The sequence below is a fragment of the Nocardia sp. NPDC004711 genome (assembly GCF_053601595.1).
In genome coordinates, this window is sequence record NZ_JBSGCB010000010.1 from 1 (window position 1) to 18,292 (window position 18,292).

An 18,292-nucleotide genomic window follows, 5' to 3' on the forward strand; every position below is an offset into this window, starting at 1 on the left:
GGGCATCAACCAGCTCAAACAGCATCGGGCCGTGGCCACTCGCTTCGACAAACTCGCCGTCCGATACCAGGCCACGATCCATATCGCTGTCATCAGCCAGTGGCTGCGACACAGTTGAGGGCGAGCCACAGGCCCGCCCTCAAAACTTCGAGACAGAACCTAGACGATCTCGCGCCGCAAAGCCGGTGCGAGATCGCCCTTTTCGCCCACCTCGACGGTGTCGAGTTCGAGCCAGCCGGCCATGTCCCGCAGCGCCGCGGCCAGTGCGGCCGCCACCCGCGAGTGATCCCGGCCCGGCTCGGCGAACGCGCCCGGCACCAGCAGCCGCCCGGTCCCGCGCTCGGCGCGCAGGTCCACCCGCGCCACCAGTTCGCCGTCGAGCAGGAACGGGAAGACGTAATACCCGTGCACGCGTTTGGGTTCCGGCGTGTAGATCTCGATGCGGTAGTGGAAGTCGAAGAGCCGCTCGGTGCGGTCGCGGAAGAAGATGAGCGGATCGAAGGGACACAGCAGGGCCGCGCCTGTGACCCGGCGCGGAGTGCGGGCCTCGGCATGCCGGTAGGCGGGCTTGTCCCAGCCCGCGACGGTGACCCGCTCCAGCTCTCCGGCGTCGAGGAGGTCGGCGATCGCGGGCTCGGTTTGGCGGCGGTTGAGCCGGTAGTAGTCCCGCAGATCGGTTTCGGTGCCGATGCCGTGCGCCCGCGCCGCACGCCGCACCAGTTCCCGCACCGCGTCGGCTTCGTCCGCTTCGCGCGAGAGGACCTCGGGCGGAAGGACATTCGCGGCCAGATCGTAATGCCGCTGGAAGCCCACCCGTTTCGGCACCGTCAGCTCGCCCGCCGCGAACAGCGCCTCGCAGACCACCTTGGTGTCGCTGTAGTTCCAGCCCCAATTGTCCTTGGCCCGTGGCCGATCCAGTTCCAGATGTCGCTCGATCTCGCCCGCCGTGCTGGACCCGAACTCCTTGACCACGCCGAGCACATCGTCGGCCAGGGCCGGATTGCGCTCGAGCACCTGCCGCATCCCGTTCCAGCGTCCGTGCCGGTACTGCACCATGCGCCAGCGCAGGAGCGGCCAGTCCTCGACCGGGATCAGCGCCGCCTCGTGCGCCCAGTACTCGATGAGCTGCCGGGGCCGCCGGGCGGTGTGCCCCCACGCTGCCTCGTCCAGCAGCGCCCGGTCGTAGGCCCCGATCCGGCTGAACACCGGGGCGTAGTGCGCGCGCACCACCGCCGACACCGAGTCCAGCTGCAGCAGCCGGGTGCTGTCGAGCACCTTCAGGACCGTCCGCCGGGTGGGCGTCCCGCTCGGCGGCGCCGAGGCGAAGCCCTGTGCCGCGAGTGCGGTGCGGCGCGCCGCCGCGAGTGACAGGGATCCGGACGAAGAAGTCGGCACACTCGAACCATGCCATGTCCCACCGACAACCTCGTTCGATACAGCGCTGTATCGAGCGCCTGTACAGCAGCGACCTCGTTCGATACATTCATGTATCGAACTTCGACACCAAGGAAATCATGGGCATGATCGAGAATCCGGATGTCATCGTGGTCGGGGCCGGGCTGGCCGGTCTCGTCGCCACGCACGAGCTGGTCAAGGCGGGCCGCCGCGTACTCGTGCTGGATCAGGAGAACCGCGCCAACCTGGGCGGCCAGGCGTTCTGGTCACTGGGCGGGCTGTTCTTCGTGGACAGTCCCGAACAGCGGCGGCTCGGCGTCAAGGACAGCCTCGCGCTCGCCATGCAGGACTGGTTCGGCTCGGCCGGCTTCGACCGTGAGGACGAGGACCACTGGGCGCGGCAGTGGGCGCGCGCGTACGTGGAGTTCGCGGCCACCGAGAAGCGGCAGTACCTCTACGATCTCGGGTTGCGGGTGACGCCCGTGGTCGGCTGGGCCGAGCGCGGCGGCGTGACCGCCGACGGGCACGGCAACTCGGTGCCGCGCTTCCATCTCACCTGGGGCACCGGCCCCGAGGTGGTACGGGTGTTCCTCGAGCCGGTGCTCGAGGCCGAGCAGCGGGGACAGGTCGGCTTCGCCTTCCGGCACCGGGTCGACGAACTGATCGTGGAGGACGATGCGGTGACCGGCGTGCACGGCAGCGTGCTGGAGCCCGCCACCGAGGCCCGCGGGGTCGCGTCCTCACGGAATATCGTGAGCGAGTTCGAGTTCCGTGCGCGGGCGGTCATCGTGTCCTCCGGCGGCATCGGCCACAATCACGAACTCATCCGCCGCAACTGGCCGACCGACCGGCTCGGCCCCTGCCCGGAGCACATGATCTCCGGCGTACCCGCGCACGTGGACGGCCGCATGCTGGGCATCACCGAGGCCGCGGGCGGGCGCATCGTGAACCGGGATCGCATGTGGCACTACACCGAGGGCATCCACAACTGGGATCCGATCTGGCCCGATCACGCCATCCGCATCATTCCCGGCCCGTCCTCGCTGTGGTTCGACGCCAATGGAAAGCGCATGACCGCACCGGCTTTCCCGGGTTTCGACACCAATGCCACCATGAAGCAGATCCTGGCGACCGGCTACGACTACTCGTGGTTCATTCTCGATCAGTCGATCATCGAGAAGGAGTTCGCGCTCTCGGGCTCGGAGCAGAATCCCGATATCACCGGCAAGGATCTGAAGCTGGCCCTCAAGAGCCGGGTGGCGAAGGGCGCGCCGGGCCCGGTCGAGGCGTTCAAGCAGCACGGCGTGGACTTCGTGGTCGCCGACACCCTCGCCGAGCTGATCGCGGGCATGAACAAGATCTCACGCGGCCCGCACCTCGACCTCGCCGACATCGAGCGCCAGATCGTGGCCCGCGACCGCGATGTCGAGAACAAGTACAGCAAGGACGCCCAGCTGATGGCCGTCAACAACGCGCGCCGCTTCCTGGGCGACAAGGTCCGGGTGGCGAGCCCGCACAAGATCCTGGATCCCGCGCACGGCCCACTGATCGGCGTGCGCCTGAACATCCTGACCCGCAAGACGCTGGGCGGCCTGCAGACCAATCTGGACTCGCAGGTCATCCGCGCCGACGGCACCCCGTTCCCGGGCCTCTACGCCGCGGGTGAGGTCGCCGGGTTCGGCGGTGGCGGTGTGCACGGTTACAACGCGCTGGAGGGCACGTTCCTCGGCGGCTGCATCTTCTCCGGTCGCGCCGCTGGCGCCGCGCTGGGCCGCACCCTGAAGTAGAAGTTCGATCCTGCCGCCCGGACAACGTCCGGGCGATGGGCGACAACTGATTTCGCGTTTGTCAGGGTAACTCGCCGGGTACGCCCTGAATCGGTTCGGCACCCGACCGCCGGCACGGGTGCACGGCGGTCCGCGGCACTCGGCCGTCCGCTAAAGTTCCGGGGAGGCGGGACTGAACCAGCGGTAGAGGTCTCGGCGCAGTAGCAGCGCCAGCACCACGCCGGACACCATCACGCCGAAGAGCACGGTGAACGGTCCTACGCCCGTGGGCATTTCGGCCGACATCAGCGTGAAGATGCCCAGGAAGGACTGCAGGCTGGCCAATCCGAGCGCGGTCACCCAGATCCAGCGCGAGCGCAGCCCGAACAGCAGTGCGACACCGCCGGTCACCCAGGCGGCGAAGAAGTGGCCGATACTGCCGACCACGCACGAGACGCCGCCGGTGATGGACAGCAGGCTGTGCAGCACCGCCAGTCCCATCGCGCCGAGCGCGGCGTATTGCGTTTCCCGGACCTGGGCGGGCATGTCGATCTCGGAACCATCACGGCGCAACCCCCGCACCCCGTCGAGCACCCGCTCGAAAAATCTGGCTGGAATGCCGTTTCCCGTGGCGACGGGTGTCATATCCACCTCGTCGGCAACGGCCATTTGCGAACTCACAGCACTCCTCATCGAGTAACCCCTGGTCGCGCGCCCCCTGCGAACGCGCTGAACCTGACGCTAACCAAATGTTCGGATTCCGGACAATCTGGTTGACGAAGTTATGACCATGGCCACAGCCGATAGCTAGCATTCGAAACAGTGATCTCGAACACATAACGGCCGCACGCGTATTCGCGTGCGGCCGCTGAAAAGCGCAGGTCCGGGCAGAGTTTCTCAGTGTACCCCCGGAAGCGGAAAACTACTTGTCGTCCATGGGGATCGGCGGAATCACCGGGAACTCACCGGTGTAGCCCTCGCGTAGCCTGGCGATGGCCAGCACCCGCGGGCTGGCGACCTTCCACCCGATGGCCAGCGCGGGCACGATGATCACCAGGCTGGCCACCGTCCACGTACCGACCGGATGGTCGAAAGCCATCAGCACCACTACCGCGAAGAGGAACACCAGCGTCGCGATGCCGGTGTAGGGCGCACCGAACATCCGGAACGCCGGACGCTCCGCCTGCCCCTTCTTCCACAGGTAGAACAGCTTCAACTGACACAGCACAATGGTCGCCCAGGACGCCAGAATGCCGAGCGACGCGACGTTCAGCACGATTTCGAAAGCCTGCGACGGCACAATGTAATTCAGCCAGATACCGAACAGCGCGATGGTGGCGGTGAGCAGAATGCCGCCGTACGGCACACCGGCACTCGACATCCGTGCCGTGAATTTCGGCGCACTGCCGTTCATCGCCATCGAGCGGAGGATGCGGCCGGTCGAATACAGTCCGGCATTCAAACTCGACAGCGCCGCAGTGAGCACCACGAAATTCATGATCGAACCCATGTGCGCGACACCGAGTTTGCCGAAGAAGGTGACGAACGGGCTCTCGCCGCCCTTGTACTCGGTGTAGGGCAGCAGCAGCGCCAGCAGAATCACCGAGCCGCAATAGAATACGGCGATACGCATGATCACCGAGTTGATGGCGCGCGGCATGATCTTGGCCGGATTCTCGGTCTCGCCGGCCGCGATGCCCACCATTTCCACGGCGGCGTAGGCAAACACGACGCCGGAGGTGACGGTGACCAGCGGCAGCACGCCGGTCGGGAACCAGCCGCCGGCGTCGGAGACCATGCGCAGACCGGTGCCCTGACCCTCGACCTCGAAGCGCCCGGCGAGGAAGATGGTGCCGACGACCAGGAAGGTCACCAGGGCCACCACCTTGATCATGGCCGCCCAGAACTCCATCTCGCCGAACCATTTGACCGAGACCAGGTTGATGCCGAGCACGATGATCAGCGCGCCCAGCGCCAGCAGCCATTGCGCGATCGGCTGGAAGGGTCCCCAGTAGTGCAGATAGGTGGCGATCGCGGTGGTGTCGACGATGCCGGTCATGGACCAGTTCAGGAAGTACATCCAGCCGGCCACGAATGCGGCCTTCTCACCGAAGAATTCGCGCGCATAGGAGACGAACGAGCCCGAGGACGGGCGGTGCAATACCAGTTCGCCGAGCGCGCGCAGGATGAAGAAGACGAAGATGCCGCAGATCAGGTACACCAGGAACAGCGATGGGCCGGCATTGTGCAGCCGGCCACCCGCGCCCAGGAACAGGCCGGTACCGATGGCACCGCCGATGGCGATCATCTGCAATTGCCGGGGTTTCAGGGCTTTGTGATAGCCGCTGTCCTCGGCATTGAGGCTGGTGGCAGTAGTCCGGATCTCGGTCATTCGCCGGGTTAACCCTCCGCAATCGTGAAGTGAGGCAGCCTGAGGGTACCTTGCCGTTTGCTGAGTTCCACATTGGCGCCCTGAGCGGGGAGACCTTCGAAAAAGAAGGCCGGTCAAGCGACCAGTTGGCATGCTTTTTCGGAGATTGCCGTGAAGGCGCTGAATTCCTCGGGCTACCGGCGGCCCGGAGTTTCCCCGGTAGCCCTCCGATCCGGCCCGTCAAAGTCCTGCCCGCGCGGGCCCACGGCGCTAGAGTCCGATCATGAGGCGCTCGCGACGAATCGGGAGCGGCGCTGCCGCTCTGCTGCTGCTGGTCGGATTGGTCACCGCCTGTTCGTCCTCGACGAATCAGAGTGCGTCGTGCACGGTGTCCCCCAACGGAACTCCGGTCACCTCCGGGGCGCCCGCCGGGCCGAGCAGCACGAATCTGGCCCTGCACCCCGAGGTCGCCACCGGCTACCGCACCGGCATGACACCCGTGCGCACCGGCGATTTCGCGGTCTCCACCGCCAATCCCGTTGCCACCGAGGCGGCTTGCCGGGTACTGCGGGACGGCGGCACCGCCGCGGACGCACTCATCGTGGCACAGACCGTGCTGAATCTGGTGGAGCCCCAGGCCACCGGCATCGGCGGCGGCGCGTTCCTGATGTACTACGACGCCAATGCCAGGACCGTCGACGCCTACGACGGCCGCGAGACCGCCCCGGCGGCCGCCACCGAGGACTACCTGCGCTACATCAGCGCCGGCGATCACACTGTGCCGCAACCGAATGCGCGGGCCAGCGGGCGCTCCATCGGCACGCCGGGAGTGCTGCGGATGCTGGAGCTGGCCCACAACGAGCACGGCAAGCAGCCGTGGCAGGACCTGTTCGCCCCGGCGATCAATTTGGCGGATCAGGGCTTCAAGATCTCACCGCGGATGGCGAGCCAGATCTCCGACTCCAAGGCCGACCTCGCGCGCGACGACAATGCCAAGGCGTATTTCCTGCAGCCCGACGGCAGCCCGAAGCCGTCCGGCACCACGCTCACCAATCCGGCCTTCGGCAAGACCCTCTCGGCCATCGCGACCGACGGGGCGAACGCCTTCTACACCGGCGCGATCGCCGCGGACATCGTGGACACCACCGCGACCACCGCGGGCGGACGCACCCCGGGCCTGATGTCCCTGACGGATCTGCAGTCCTACCAGGCGAAGAAGCGGACCGCGGTGTGCTCGCCCTACCGCACCCACGAGGTGTGCGGCATGCCCAACCCGTCCTCGGGCGGCATCACGGTGGAGGCGACCCTGGGCATCCTGTCCAACTTCGATCTGGCGTCGATGAAACCGGCGGACCTCGGCGGCGACAGCACTACCGCCCGCAACGGCGGCAAGCCCACCCCGGAGGCCGTGCACCTGATCGCCGAGGCCGAACGCCTGGCCTACGCCGACCGCGACAAGTACATCGCCGACTCGGATTTCGTTCCGCTGCCGGGCAATTCGCCGCAGACCCTGCTGGATCCCGGCTATCTGAAGCAGCGTGCGGCGCTCATCGACCCGGCCAAGAGCCTGGGCACCGCCAAGCCGGGTGACTTCGGCCCGGTGCCGGTCGGCAACGGCCCGCAGCAGCCCGAGCACGGCACCAGCCACATCTCCATCGTCGACGAGTACGGCAACGCGGCCTCCATGACCACCACGGTCGAATCCGCGTTCGGGTCATTCCATTTCGTGGACGGGTTCATCCTCAACAACCAGCTCACCGACTTCTCGGCCGAACCGGCCGACAAGGACGGCACCCCGATCGCCAACCGCCTCGACCCGGGCAAACGGCCGCGCAGCTCCATGGCCCCGACCCTGGTCTTCGACCGCAATCCCGACGGCTCGCGCGGCGCGCTCAGCTATGTCACCGGTTCGCCCGGCGGGGCGGTGATCATCCAGTTCGTGGTGAAAACCCTGGTGGGCATGCTGGATTGGGGCATGAACCCGCAGCAGGCGGTGTCGATGATCGACTTCGGCGCGGCCAACTCCCCCACCACCTATGTGGGTGGTGAGCATCCGGCCGTCGACGCCTCCGACAACGGCGACCACGATCCGCTGGTGCAGAAACTGCGCCAGTACGGCGACCAGGTCTCGGTCGCCCCGCAGTCCAGCGGTCTGTCGGCCCTGGTCCGCGACGGTAATGGCTGGATCGGCGGCGCGGACCCGCGCCGCGAGGGCGCGGTGCTCGGCGCCCCGCGCTAGCGTCGGTCCTGGTGCTCGGCGCTGTACTTGGCGCCGAGTTCCCGGAACCGGTCCATGGCCTCGGCAGCGCGCATCTTGTCGTTGGAGCGGATGGCCATCATGGGCACGTACTCGTCGTGCGCCAATTCCAGCCGGGCCCAGGACTTCTTGTCCGGGAAGGAGATCCCGCGGATGTCCTTCCACTGGAACTCGCTGTCGCCCACGATATTGCGCACCGTCACCCCGCGCCGGCCGACTCGCACCCGGGGCCGCGTGAGCGTCAGCACGCCGCCGGCCAGCAGCAGACCGAACACCATCAGGCCGATCTGGTCGGAGACCCGGAAGTTCACGCCGGTGGATCCGTGCCGCAGCACGATGCCGCCGAAGATGAAGATGGCCGCCAGCACCGCCGCCACGATCCGCACGGTGACGATGGCATGGTGCGGTCGCACCTCGAGATCCCAATCACCCGCGGCGGTGCCGGGCTGCACCGGCGTCTCGGTTTCGGTCGGCTCGGCCATGGCGTCCTCGGACTCCGTTCTCTGCTCGGCCCGCGGATCGGAGTGCGCCGCAGGCGTTTCCGGCGTGGCGGCAGGCTTGCGGGGCGGCTCCTCGGAGCCGCCGTCCCGCTTCCAGATCCGCACGACCGGCATGGCTAGACGGTCTGGGTCAGCTCGCGCAGGGTGAGCGCGGCGTCGAGGGCGGCGGCCGCGGCCTGCTCGCCCTTGTTCTCGATCGAGCCGGGCAGGCCCGCGCGATCCAGCGCCTGCTGCTCGGTGTTCACGGTGAGCACGCCATTGGTGACCGGGGTGCTCTCATCGAGGGACACCCGGGTCAGACCGGCGGTCACCGAATCGCACACGTACTCGAAATGCGGTGTCTCACCACGGATCACGACGCCCAGGGCGACCACCGCGTCATGGCTGCGGGCCAGTGCCTGCGCCACCACCGGCAGCTCCATCGCGCCGGCGACCCGGACCACGGTGATGTCGGCGACGCCCGCGGCCCGGGCGGTCTGCTCCGCGTTCGCGACCAGCGCGTCGCAGATGGTGGTGTGCCAGCGCGACGCCACGATCCCCAGCTTGAGGTCCTTGGCATCGGCCAGCTCGAAGGCCGGTACGCCCGTACCGCTCATTCTCGTTCCGCCCTCTCGATAGTCGGTTCCGGCGCGTCAGTTCGCGGTTTCGCCGAGGTCCAGGTCTTCCAGGCCGACCAGGTCGTGGCCCATCCGATCCCGCTTGGTGCGCAGATACCGCAGATTGTGCTTGTTGGCGCGCACCGGCATCGCCACCCGCTCGCTGATGCTCAGGCCATAGCCCTCGATCCCGGCACGCTTGTCGGGATTGTTGGTGAGCAGCCGCATCGAGGTGATGCCCAGGTCGGCGAGGATCTGGGCGCCGATGCCGTAGTCGCGCGCGTCGGCGGGCAGGCCCAGGTCCAGGTTGGCGTCCACGGTGTCGGCGCCGCCGTCCTGCAGCTGGTAGGCCTGCAGCTTGTGCAGCAGCCCGATGCCGCGGCCCTCGTGGCCGCGCATGTAGAGCAGCACGCCGCGGCCCTGCTGGGCGATCATCTCCATGGCGGCGTCCAGCTGCGGGCCGCAGTCGCAGCGCAGCGAGCCGAAGGCGTCGCCGGTGAGGCACTCGGAGTGCACGCGGACCAGCACGTCCGTGCCGTCGCCGATATCGCCCATGACCAGGGCCACATGCTCGGCGTCGTCGTATTCGCTCTCGTAGCCGATCGCCAGGAAGTCGCCGAACTCGGTGGGCAGCTTGGCCTCGGCCACCTGCTTGACGTGCTTCTCGTTGCGGCGGCGCCAGGCGATCATGTCGGCGATGGAGATGAGCGCCAGATCGTGCTCGTCGGCGAAGATGCGCAGCTCCTCGGTGCGCGCCATATCGCCCTCGTTCTTCTGGCTGACGATCTCGCAGATGACGCCGGCGGGGCTGAGCCCGGCCATCCGGGCCAGATCCACGGCGGCCTCGGTGTGGCCGGGCCGGCGTAGCACGCCACCGTCCTTGGCGCGCAACGGAACCACGTGACCCGGGCGGGTCAGATCGTCGGACTTGGCGTTGCGGTCGGCCAGCACGCGCATGGTGGTGGCGCGGTCGGCGGCCGAGATGCCGGTGGTGATGCCCTCGCGGGCGTCGACGGAGACGGTGTAGGCGGTGCCGTGCTTGTCCTGGTTGACCGCGTACATCGGCGGCAGACCCAGGCGATCGCAGTCGTCCCCGGTGAGCGGCACACAGATGTAACCGGAGGTGTAGCGGATCATGAAAGCCACCAGCTCGGGTGTCGCCTTCTCCGCCGCGAAGATGAGGTCGCCCTCGTTCTCCCGGCCCTCGTCGTCGACGACGACAACCGCCTTACCGGCGGCGATATCGGCGACTGCGCGCTCGATGGTGTCGAACCTGGTCACGTCTGTTGTGCTCCATCTCGAATTAGGTGCCTCACTACAGTAGGCCAGCCCCAGCGCCCGATTTGCGCCGACTCCCGGCCTCGCGGCCTTCAGCCGCGCTGTACGAGCCGTTCGACGTACTTGGCGATGATGTCGACTTCGAGATTCACGGTGGTGCCGACCGGGGCCGTGCCGAGGGTGGTGAGCTCGCGGGTGGTGGGGATGAGCGACACCTCGAACCAGTCCTTGGCGCCGTCGGCGAAGGCGTCCTCGGCCAGGCCGATACCCGAGACGGTCAGCGAGATGCCGTCCACGGTGATCGAGCCCTTCTCCACCACGTAGCGAGCGATGCTGTCGGGCAGGGAGATTCGCACGACCTCCCAGTTCTCGTACGGGGTGCGGGAGACGATGGTGCCGGTGCCGTCGACGTGACCCTGCACGATGTGCCCGCCCAGGCGGCTGTTCACGGCCGCGGCGCGCTCGAGGTTGACGCGGGAGCCCACGGTCAGGCCGCCGATGCTGGAGCGGTCCAGGGTCTCGGCCATGACGTCGACGGTGAAGGTGTCGCCCTCGACCTTCCGATCCACCACGGTGAGGCAGACGCCGTTGACGGCGATCGAATCACCGTGTCCCGCATCGGAGGTCACCAGCGGGCCGCGAATGGTCAGCCGCGCCGAATCGTCCAGCTGCTCGGTGGCGAGAATCTCGCCCAGCTCCTCGACGATGCCTGTGAACATGCGTACCTCTCCCTGATCGCGTGTGCGTGCTCCGCTCGAGCCAACAGCCGGTGCGGTACGCGGTATTCCCGCGTGGACGGCCGTCCCCTTCAGACTAACGACGCGGGGTCGTAGGCGACATGCGGCCTCGTTCACTGGAGCGTTGGATACCGGTGGATGGACGAAATCGGGCGTAAGCCAATGTGCGATCGGATAATTGTGTTCATTGGTTGCGATCGCCAATTGAAACGCCGGGATTTACCGATACTTTGAATGGCCTGACCTGGCCCAACGCGGAGAGGTACCCGATTCACGACTCGCTCAATCCAGAATCTTGCGCGGCAGCGAATATGGTCGCAAGATTGTTATGCAGCTGATTCCCACAGTTCAACTTCTCCGCGAGCAGTTCAGTGCAGAACGGTCACCGTGTCCACGGCCGATCCGGGCCGTGACGATCATCGCAAGCAGAACCGAAGGAAGGTTGGACCCCGCGCGGGTCGGATTCAGGTGGCAGACAACACAATCGGCACAGTTGGGGGTGCGGCGTGACCATGCTTCTCGATTCGACACTCGAAGTTCGCTGCGTACAGTACCGACGCGAATTTCACCTGCCGGCATCGATCGACCCGACGTCACGGCACATCCTGTTGGAGATAGGCACTCGGTACGGGGCCATCACCATGCCCGCCGACCTCGGCGAACGCGTCCAGCAACAGCTGGCGCAGGCCGATCTGGCCGGGCCGGTCGTGCACCATCCCCGGGCACGGCGATGGACCTTCATCACCGGCCCCGCCCGGCCGGAGTCCCTCACCAAATCGGTGGCCGCCGCCTTGTTCCGGCTCTACGCCACCGTCGCGTGCCCGGGAGCGCAGGTCGTGCTCCCGTCCGCCGACGACGAGCGGACGGGATACCGCACCTGGGTACGCTCCCCCGATGCCAGTGACAGCGTTCCGCCGCTGGAATCGGTGATCGAAGCGGTGCTACAGCACTGAGCCCGCGCTACTGCGCGGACGCCGCCTCGACCGCGATCACCTTCTGCCGCAAGATTTCCACGGTCGCGGCCGGGTCCGGGGTGCCGTACACCGCGGAGCCCGCCACGAAGCAGTCGATGCCGGCCTCGGCGGCCTGCTCGATGGTGTCCATATTGATGCCGCCGTCGATCTCCACGACCAGGCGCAGCTCACCGGCGTCGACCAGGCGGCGCACCTGCCGGGCCTTGTCGAGCACGTGCGCGATGAAAGACTGTCCGCCGAAACCGGGTTCGACGCTCATGACCAGCAGGGTGTCGAATTCGCGCAGGACCTCGAGGTAGGGCTCGATCGGGGTGTTCGGCTTGACCGAGAGCCCGGCCTTGGCGCCCGCCGCGCGGATGTCACGCGCCACCGCGATCGGGTTGTCGGTGGCCTCGGCGTGAAAAGTGACGTTGTAGGCACCGGCCTCGGCGTAGCCCGGGGCCCAGCGCTCCGGGTTCTCGATCATGAGGTGGCAGTCCATCGGAATGTCGGTCACCTTCAACAGGCTTTCCACCACCGGCAGCCCCAGCGTCAGATTCGGGACGAAGTGGTTGTCCATCACATCGACGTGCACCCAGTCGGCGCCCTCGATCGCTTGCAGTTCGGCCGCGAGATTCGCGAAGTCGGCGGACAGGATGGACGGGGCGATCATCGGAGCGGGCCGCTGGAAGGGGGAGGAAGAGGTGCACACGGGCCGCAGTCTATCGGCAGCCCCCCAAAGCCCCCACGTCAACGGGAATGGCTGATTGCCGCGCACCGGAATGGGTAGCCTCTACAGAGTGATCAACATTTCGGCGGAACAAGGGTTGCGGGGTACACCGGTCGAGATCGGTGTCGCCGCGTCCGTCTCCCAGTTGCCCATCGTGCGCGGACTCGCCGAAACACTGGTGCTGCTCAGCGATTTCACCCTGGACGAAGTGGCCGATATCCGGCTCGCCGTCGACGAGGCGGCCTCCACGCTGATCGCCGTCGCCGCGCCGGGCACCACGCTGCAGTGCGTGTTCACCGTCGGCGACTCGGATCTGATCGTGCGGGTGAGCGGCATCGCCGGGGCCGAGGGGCTACCGGACCAGCGCAGCTTCGGCTGGCACGTGCTGCGGACGCTCTCCGACGAGGTCACCGCCACCCAGGAACCCTTCGATCCGGCGATCTCCGGATACCCGACGGCGGTGGAGTTCCGGCGGGTCCGGGGGAAGGCGTAGTGACCGACGGAGACCACGTGTTCACAGCATCCGCCGACGCGCCGGGACCCGAGGAACCGCGCGACGACCGGGAACCGGACGAGACCGAGACCGAGGACACCGCCGAGGAGACGGTCGACGCCGAGGAGGTCGAGGAGGTCGAGGAGGTCGCGCGCAGCGTCTCCGGCTACGACGACGTCACCACGCTGTTCGAGGAACTGGCCGCCGCCGCACCGGAATCCGGGCGGCGCGCCGCACTGCGCACCGAACTGATCAACCGCTGCATTCCGCTCGCCGACCACATCGCCCGCAAATTCAGCGGCCGCGGTGAGCCTTTCGACGACCTCACCCAGGTCGCGCGGGTGGGGCTGGTGCACGCGGTGGACCGCTTCGACATCTCGCGCGGCTCCAACTTCCTGTCCTTCGCGGTGCCCACCATCATGGGCGAGGTCCGCCGCTACTTCCGCGACAACACCTGGGCCATGCGAGTGCCGCGCCGCGTCAAGGAAACCCACCTGCGCATCGGCTCCGCCATCGACGCCCTCTCCCAGCAGCTGGGCCGCTCCCCCACCGCCAAGGAGATCGCGGCCGCCCTCGAGATCGACGCCGACGAGGTCACCCAGGCGGTCATCGCCGGAAACGCCTACCAGCCCAGCAGCATCGACGCCGTCTCCGTCGGCCGCGACACCGAGGCCTCGCTCCTCGACACCCTCGGCGAGGAAGAATCCCAGTTCGACCGCGTCGAGGAATACGTGGCCATCCGGCCCCTGCTGGCGGGGCTCCCGGAACGCGAACGGCGCATCCTCACCATGCGTTTCTTCGAATCCATGACCCAGACCCAGATCGCCCAGCAGATGGGCATCTCGCAGATGCACGTCTCCCGGATCCTCTCGAAAACCCTTGCCCGCCTGCGGGAACAATCCGCCCGCGAGTGACTCCGGCGTGGCCGGGGCCCCGGCGCGCGCCCGGCATGGGTAGATTGCGGTCGAGTCATGATCGCCTCGGCCGGATGCAAAGGGGTCGGTGTTGTCACAGCAACTGCCGTTCGATTCGCTGTATCGGCACGGGTTCGCGCGGGTCGCGGTGGCCGTGCCACCGGTGCGGGTCGCCGATCCGGGCTTCAACGCCGAACAGACCCTGCTGCTGGCCCGGCGCGCCGCGGCCGAGCACGCGGCGCTGACGATCTTCCCCGAGCTCGGGCTGTCCAGCTACACCGCCGACGACCTGTTCCATCAGGACGCGCTGGACGCCGCGGCCGGCCTGGCGCTCGAGCGCGTGGTCGAGGAGAGCACCGCCATCGAGACGGTGCTGGTGGTGGGCGCGCCGGTGCGGGCGCAGGGCCGGCTGTTCAACTGCGGCATCGTGATTCACCGGGGCCGGGTGCTGGGCGCCGCACCCAAGAGCTACCTGCCCAACTATCGGGAGTTCTACGAGAAGCGTCAGTTCGCGGCCGCGCGGGAGGCCCTCGACGACCAGGTGGTGATCGCCGGGCAGCGGGTGCCGTTCGGGGCCGATCTGCTGTTCGCCGCGAGCAACCTGCCGGATTTCGTGTTCCATCTCGAGATCTGCGAGGACGGCTGGGTACCGTTGCCGCCCAGCGGTTTCGCCGCGCTGGCGGGGGCCAGTGTGCTGGTGAATCTGTCGGCCAGCAATATCGTCATCGGCAAGGCCGACTACCGGCGCGAACTGTGCGCCTCACATTCGGCGCGGTATCTCGCCGCGTACCTGTATTCGGCTGCCGGGCACGGCGAGTCGACCACCGACATGGCCTGGGACGGACAGGCACTGGTGTGCGAGAACGGCAATGTGCTGGCGGAGGGCGAACGGTTCGCCGGACACCCGCAGGTGGTCACCGCCGATATCGATCTGCGGCGGCTGGCCGCGGACCGGCTGCGCACCACCAGCTTCGCCGACACCGTGCACGATCATCGGGAGCGATTGCAACGGTTCCGGCGGATCGACGTCGAGCTGCCCGTGCCCGCCGGGACCGTCGCGCTGCGGCGCGAGATCCCGCGCTTCCCCTACGTTCCCGCCGATCCGGCCCGCCGCAACGAGCGCTGCGCCGAGGTGCATCGCATCCAGGTGGAGGGACTGAGCACCCGGCTGACCGCCACCGGATCACAGCGCGTGGTGATCGGGGTGTCCGGCGGCCTGGACTCCACGGTGGCGCTCATCGTGGCCGCCCAGACCATGGACCGGCTGGGACTGCCGCGCTCGAATGTCCTGGCGTACACCATGCCCGGCTTCGCCACCAGCACCCGCACCCTCGAGGACGCGCGGCGGCTGATGCGGGCGGTCGGAGCGACGGCACACGAGATCGACATCCGGCCATCGGCCACGCAGATGCTGCGAGACCTGAAGCACCCTGCCGCCGAAGGGGTTCCGCAGTACGACGTCACCTACGAGAACGTCCAGGCGGGCGAGCGCACCTCACACCTGTTCCGGCTCGCCAATCTGCACAACGCCCTGGTCGTCGGCACCGGCGACCTCAGCGAACTCGCGCTGGGCTGGTGCACCTTCGGTGTCGGCGACCACATGGCCCACTACAGCGTGAACGCCTCGGTCCCCAAGACATTGATCAAATACCTGGTGGCCTGGACGATCGACACCGGCGAGCTGGGGCCCGAGGCGGGTGAGGTCCTGGCCTCCATTCTCGCCACCGAGATCTCCCCCGAACTCATTCCTGCCGACGGCGACGCTCCGCCGCAGAGCTCCGAGGCCACCGTCGGCCCCTACGAACTCCAGGACTTCCACCTCTACCACCTGCTCCGCTTCGGCGACCTGCCGAGCCGCATCGCCTACCTGTCCCACCATGTCTGGTCCGACCGCACCCGCGGCGGCTGGCCCGACCTCGTCCCCGCCGACCAGCGCCACGAATACGACCTGCCCGCCGTCAAACACTGGCTGGCCGAATTCCTGCGCCGTTTCATCCAGACCAGCCAGTTCAAACGCTCCACCCTCCCGAATGCCCCCAAGGTCGGCTCGGGCGGATCGCTGTCCCCACGCGGTGATTGGCGCGCGCCGAGTGATGCCTCGGCCGCCGCCTGGCTCGACGAACTCCATCGCAACGTCCCCGACTGACAACCGCCGCGAATCCGCGACGACCCAACGCGCACCGAACCACGATTGCGGCGACCTCCACGTTCGCGCAACCGCCGGTGAGTCTGCGGCACACAGAACTACGCGACCGTCAGTAGGTCCACGGCACGCACCCACACGACCGCCGATGGATCTGCGAGTCACAGACTCACACGACCGCCCATGGATCTCCGGCACACAGAACTACGCGACTGTCGGTAGGTCCGCGGCACACACCCACACGACCGCCGGTGGTTCTGCGGGCACAGACTCACGCGACCGCCGATGGATCTGCGGCGCACAGAACTGCACGACTGTCGGTAGGTCCACGGCACGCACCCACACGACCGCCGGTGGATCTGCGGGTCACAGACTCACGCGACCGCCGATGGATCTGCGGCGCACGGATCGGCTCACCCAGCGTTCGGCCTCGGTGCACGGGCGGGCCGGGCCGGACGCTGGGGCGGGTCGGACCCTATTGCGGCTGAAGCGGTTTGCGCAGGGCGGCCAGGAACATGGCGTCGGTGCCGTGGCGGTGGGGCCACAGCTGGGCGCCGGGGCCGTCGCCGAGTTCCGGGACGCCCGGGAGCAGCTCGCGGGTGTCGAGCTGTTCCGCGCCGGTGCGGCGGACCATATCGGCCACCACGGAGACCGTTTCCGGGAGGTGCGGGGAGCAGGTCGAGTAGATCACGACACCGCCGGGGCGAACGAGATCCCATGCGGCGGTGAGGAGTTCGCGCTGCAGGGTGACCAGGTCGCGGACGTCGGAGGGCTGGCGGCGCCAGCGGGCCTCCGGGCGGCGGCGCAGGGCGCCCAGGCCGGTGCAGGGGGCGTCGACGAGGATGCGGTCGAAGCCCGGTGTCAGGCCGCTGTCGCGGCCGTCGGCGACATGGACGTCCACGGGCATGCCGCGGGTCGCCTTGCGGACCAGGTCGGCGCGGTGCTCGGCGGGTTCGACGGCATCGACGCGGAAGCCGTCGATATCCGCGATCGCGGCCAGCAGCGCGGTTTTCCCGCCGGGCCCGGCACACAGGTCGAGCCAGCGGCCGGTGTCGGGGCCCTCGAGGGGCGCGCGGGTGACAGCCAGGGCGACCAGCTGGCTGCCCTCGTCCTGGACGGCGGCCATGCCCTCGCGGACCGGCTCCAGCTTGGCCGGATCACCGCCCTCGAGGTACACCGCGTACGGCGACCAGCGGCCTTCCTCGCCGCCGGTGACCAGGGCCAGTTCCTCGGCGGTGATATCGCCGGGGCGGGCCACCAGGTGCACGGCGGGCCGTGCGTCGTCGGCGGCCAGCACGTCGGCCAGCTCGCCGGCCCGCGCACCCAGGGCGTCCGCGAAGGCCTGCGCGATCCAGACCGGATGCGCGTACTCGAATGCCAAGTGCCCCAGCGAGTCCCGCGGCGCGAGCCGTTCCACCCACTCCTCGGGAGTGCGTTCGGCCACCCGCCGCAGCACCGCGTTCACGAACCCGGCCCGCCCCTGCCCGTACTCAGCTCGCACCAGCGCGACGGAGGTGTCGACCGCCGCGTGCGCGCCGATCCGGGTGCGCAGCAGCTGATAGGTCCCCAGCCGCAACGCATCCAGGAGCGGTCCGTCGATCTCCTCGACATCTCGCCCCGCGCAGTCCGCGATCACCGCGTCCAGCAGCCCCTGCGAGCGTGAGGCCCCATAGGTCAACTCGGTGGCCAGCGCCGCATCACGCCCGCTGATATGCCGCTCCCGCAACAGTCCGGGCAGCACCAGATTCGCGTAGGCGTCCCGCTCCCGCACGGCCCGCAGCACATCCCGCGCCACCACCCGCACCGGATCGGCCCCGGCCCGCTCGGCCCGGCGGGCCGCGGCACTGCTCATGCCGGCCTTCGCGTCCGCCGCGGTCCGCTTCGGCCCCCGGCCCCCGCGCCCCGCAGTCCTTTCGCGATCGAACGAGCCACTCCGGCCGCCCGCGCGGTCGCCGCCGAGCGACTCACCGCGGTCAGCCTGATCACCCTGCTTGGGACCGCGGCCCTCGCGACCGCCGGCGGCGTCCCCGCCACGATTGCCGCTGACGGAGCGTCCGCCCGCGGACCCGGTGCGGTCACGTCCGGGACTCCGCCCATCGCCGTCGCGAGGCCCACGATCCGACCGGTTCGAGCCCGAATTGCGGTCTCCCGCAGAGCGT

Annotated in this window: 15 protein-coding genes and 1 pseudogene; 7 read left to right on the plus strand and 9 right to left on the minus strand. The window is 68.3% G+C overall.

The features are described 5' to 3' along the window. A pseudogene (locus ACWEKS_RS11575) lies at positions 1 to 118 on the plus strand (IS5 family transposase); the annotation flags it as partial. Between the two features lie 41 nt (positions 119 to 159). On the opposite strand, the gene ACWEKS_RS11580 reads toward ACWEKS_RS11575, so the two are convergent. Then, positions 160 to 1,395 carry a winged helix-turn-helix domain-containing protein gene (locus ACWEKS_RS11580; protein WP_452340002.1) on the minus strand — a complete coding sequence of 412 codons (1,236 nt, stop codon included), beginning with the start codon at positions 1,393 to 1,395 and terminating at the stop codon, positions 160 to 162. A 125-nt stretch (positions 1,396 to 1,520) separates the two neighbouring features. Here ACWEKS_RS11580 and ACWEKS_RS11585 point away from each other — a divergent pair, with 125 nt between their 5' ends. Then, positions 1,521 to 3,182: an FAD-binding dehydrogenase gene (locus ACWEKS_RS11585; protein WP_452340003.1), complete on the plus strand. Its 1,662-nt coding sequence runs from the start codon at positions 1,521 to 1,523 to the stop codon at positions 3,180 to 3,182. Between the two features lie 150 nt (positions 3,183 to 3,332). On the opposite strand, the gene ACWEKS_RS11590 is transcribed toward ACWEKS_RS11585, so the two are convergent. Continuing rightward, positions 3,333 to 3,842 carry a hypothetical protein gene (locus ACWEKS_RS11590; protein ID WP_452340004.1) on the minus strand — a complete coding sequence of 170 codons (510 nt, stop codon included), beginning with the start codon at positions 3,840 to 3,842 and terminating at the stop codon, positions 3,333 to 3,335. A 241-nt stretch (positions 3,843 to 4,083) separates the two neighbouring features. Continuing rightward, positions 4,084 to 5,553 (minus strand): amino acid permease, encoded by a 1,470-nt coding sequence (locus ACWEKS_RS11595; protein ID WP_452340005.1) that lies wholly within the window; start codon positions 5,551 to 5,553, stop codon positions 4,084 to 4,086. Between the two features lie 262 nt (positions 5,554 to 5,815). Here ACWEKS_RS11595 and ACWEKS_RS11600 point away from each other — a divergent pair, with 262 nt between their 5' ends. Then, on the plus strand, positions 5,816 to 7,771 hold the full coding sequence (locus ACWEKS_RS11600) for a gamma-glutamyltransferase family protein (RefSeq protein ID WP_452340006.1): 1,956 nt from the start codon (positions 5,816 to 5,818) through the stop codon (positions 7,769 to 7,771). Here the strand turns inward: ACWEKS_RS11600 and ACWEKS_RS11605 are convergent. From ACWEKS_RS11605 to ACWEKS_RS11620, 4 genes are all read right to left on the minus strand, one after another. Beyond that, positions 7,768 to 8,403 carry a PH domain-containing protein gene (locus ACWEKS_RS11605; RefSeq protein ID WP_452340007.1) on the minus strand — a complete coding sequence of 212 codons (636 nt, stop codon included), beginning with the start codon at positions 8,401 to 8,403 and terminating at the stop codon, positions 7,768 to 7,770. The genes ACWEKS_RS11600 and ACWEKS_RS11605 overlap by 4 nt on opposite strands. Positions 8,404 to 8,405: 2 nt before the next feature. Beyond that, entirely contained in the window at positions 8,406 to 8,885 is a 480-nt protein-coding gene (gene ribH, locus ACWEKS_RS11610; RefSeq protein WP_452340008.1) for a 6,7-dimethyl-8-ribityllumazine synthase, read from the minus strand. A 36-nt stretch (positions 8,886 to 8,921) separates the two neighbouring features. Beyond that, complete coding sequence (locus ACWEKS_RS11615; RefSeq protein ID WP_364612549.1) at positions 8,922 to 10,166, minus strand: bifunctional 3,4-dihydroxy-2-butanone-4-phosphate synthase/GTP cyclohydrolase II; 1,245 nt, start codon at positions 10,164 to 10,166, stop codon at positions 8,922 to 8,924. A gap of 89 nt (positions 10,167 to 10,255) precedes the next feature. Further along, a complete protein-coding gene (locus ACWEKS_RS11620; protein ID WP_379400446.1) occupies positions 10,256 to 10,882 on the minus strand; it encodes a riboflavin synthase in 627 nt (208 codons plus the stop codon). A gap of 626 nt (positions 10,883 to 11,508) precedes the next feature. On the opposite strand from ACWEKS_RS11620, the gene ACWEKS_RS11625 reads away from it, so the two are divergent. Next, positions 11,509 to 11,853: a hypothetical protein gene (locus ACWEKS_RS11625; protein ID WP_452340009.1), complete on the plus strand. Its 345-nt coding sequence runs from the start codon at positions 11,509 to 11,511 to the stop codon at positions 11,851 to 11,853. A gap of 7 nt (positions 11,854 to 11,860) precedes the next feature. Here the strand turns inward: ACWEKS_RS11625 and rpe are convergent, their stop codons facing one another. After that, positions 11,861 to 12,526 (minus strand): ribulose-phosphate 3-epimerase, encoded by a 666-nt coding sequence (gene rpe / locus ACWEKS_RS11630; protein ID WP_452340172.1) that lies wholly within the window; start codon positions 12,524 to 12,526, stop codon positions 11,861 to 11,863. 127 nt (positions 12,527 to 12,653) lie between these two features. Between rpe and ACWEKS_RS11635 the strand changes: the two genes are divergently transcribed. The 3 genes from ACWEKS_RS11635 (at position 12,654) to ACWEKS_RS11645 (ending at position 16,136) form a co-directional block, all read left to right on the plus strand. Next, positions 12,654 to 13,076, plus strand: coding sequence for an anti-sigma factor (locus tag ACWEKS_RS11635; protein ID WP_354837446.1), 423 nt, complete (start codon positions 12,654 to 12,656; stop codon positions 13,074 to 13,076). A gap of 17 nt (positions 13,077 to 13,093) precedes the next feature. Then, complete coding sequence (locus ACWEKS_RS11640; RefSeq protein ID WP_452340010.1) at positions 13,094 to 13,990, plus strand: RNA polymerase sigma factor SigF; 897 nt, start codon at positions 13,094 to 13,096, stop codon at positions 13,988 to 13,990. Between the two features lie 91 nt (positions 13,991 to 14,081). After that, positions 14,082 to 16,136, plus strand: coding sequence for an NAD(+) synthase (locus ACWEKS_RS11645; RefSeq protein WP_452340011.1), 2,055 nt, complete (start codon positions 14,082 to 14,084; stop codon positions 16,134 to 16,136). 472 nt (positions 16,137 to 16,608) lie between these two features. Here ACWEKS_RS11645 and ACWEKS_RS11650 read toward each other — a convergent pair whose 3' ends face one another. Further along, positions 16,609 to 17,928, minus strand: coding sequence for an RsmB/NOP family class I SAM-dependent RNA methyltransferase (locus ACWEKS_RS11650; RefSeq protein ID WP_452340173.1), 1,320 nt, complete (start codon positions 17,926 to 17,928; stop codon positions 16,609 to 16,611). Between the last annotated feature and the right edge of the window lie 364 nt (positions 17,929 to 18,292).

What these genes read in the sequence shown, in the direction of transcription:
- ACWEKS_RS11585 (WP_452340003.1), top strand. Translation starts at nt 1,521, where the DNA reads ATGATCGAGAATCCGGATGTCATCGTGGTCGGGGCCGGGCTGGCCGGT.
- ACWEKS_RS11595 (WP_452340005.1), bottom strand. Translation starts at nt 5,553, where the DNA reads ATGACCGAGATCCGGACTACTGCCACCAGCCTCAATGCCGAGGACAGC.
- ACWEKS_RS11600 (WP_452340006.1), top strand. Translation starts at nt 5,816, where the DNA reads ATGAGGCGCTCGCGACGAATCGGGAGCGGCGCTGCCGCTCTGCTGCTG.
- ACWEKS_RS11605 (WP_452340007.1), bottom strand. Translation starts at nt 8,403, where the DNA reads ATGCCGGTCGTGCGGATCTGGAAGCGGGACGGCGGCTCCGAGGAGCCG.
- ribH (WP_452340008.1), bottom strand. Translation starts at nt 8,885, where the DNA reads ATGAGCGGTACGGGCGTACCGGCCTTCGAGCTGGCCGATGCCAAGGAC.
- ACWEKS_RS11620 (WP_379400446.1), bottom strand. Translation starts at nt 10,882, where the DNA reads ATGTTCACAGGCATCGTCGAGGAGCTGGGCGAGATTCTCGCCACCGAG.
- rpe (WP_452340172.1), bottom strand. Translation starts at nt 12,526, where the DNA reads ATGATCGCCCCGTCCATCCTGTCCGCCGACTTCGCGAATCTCGCGGCC.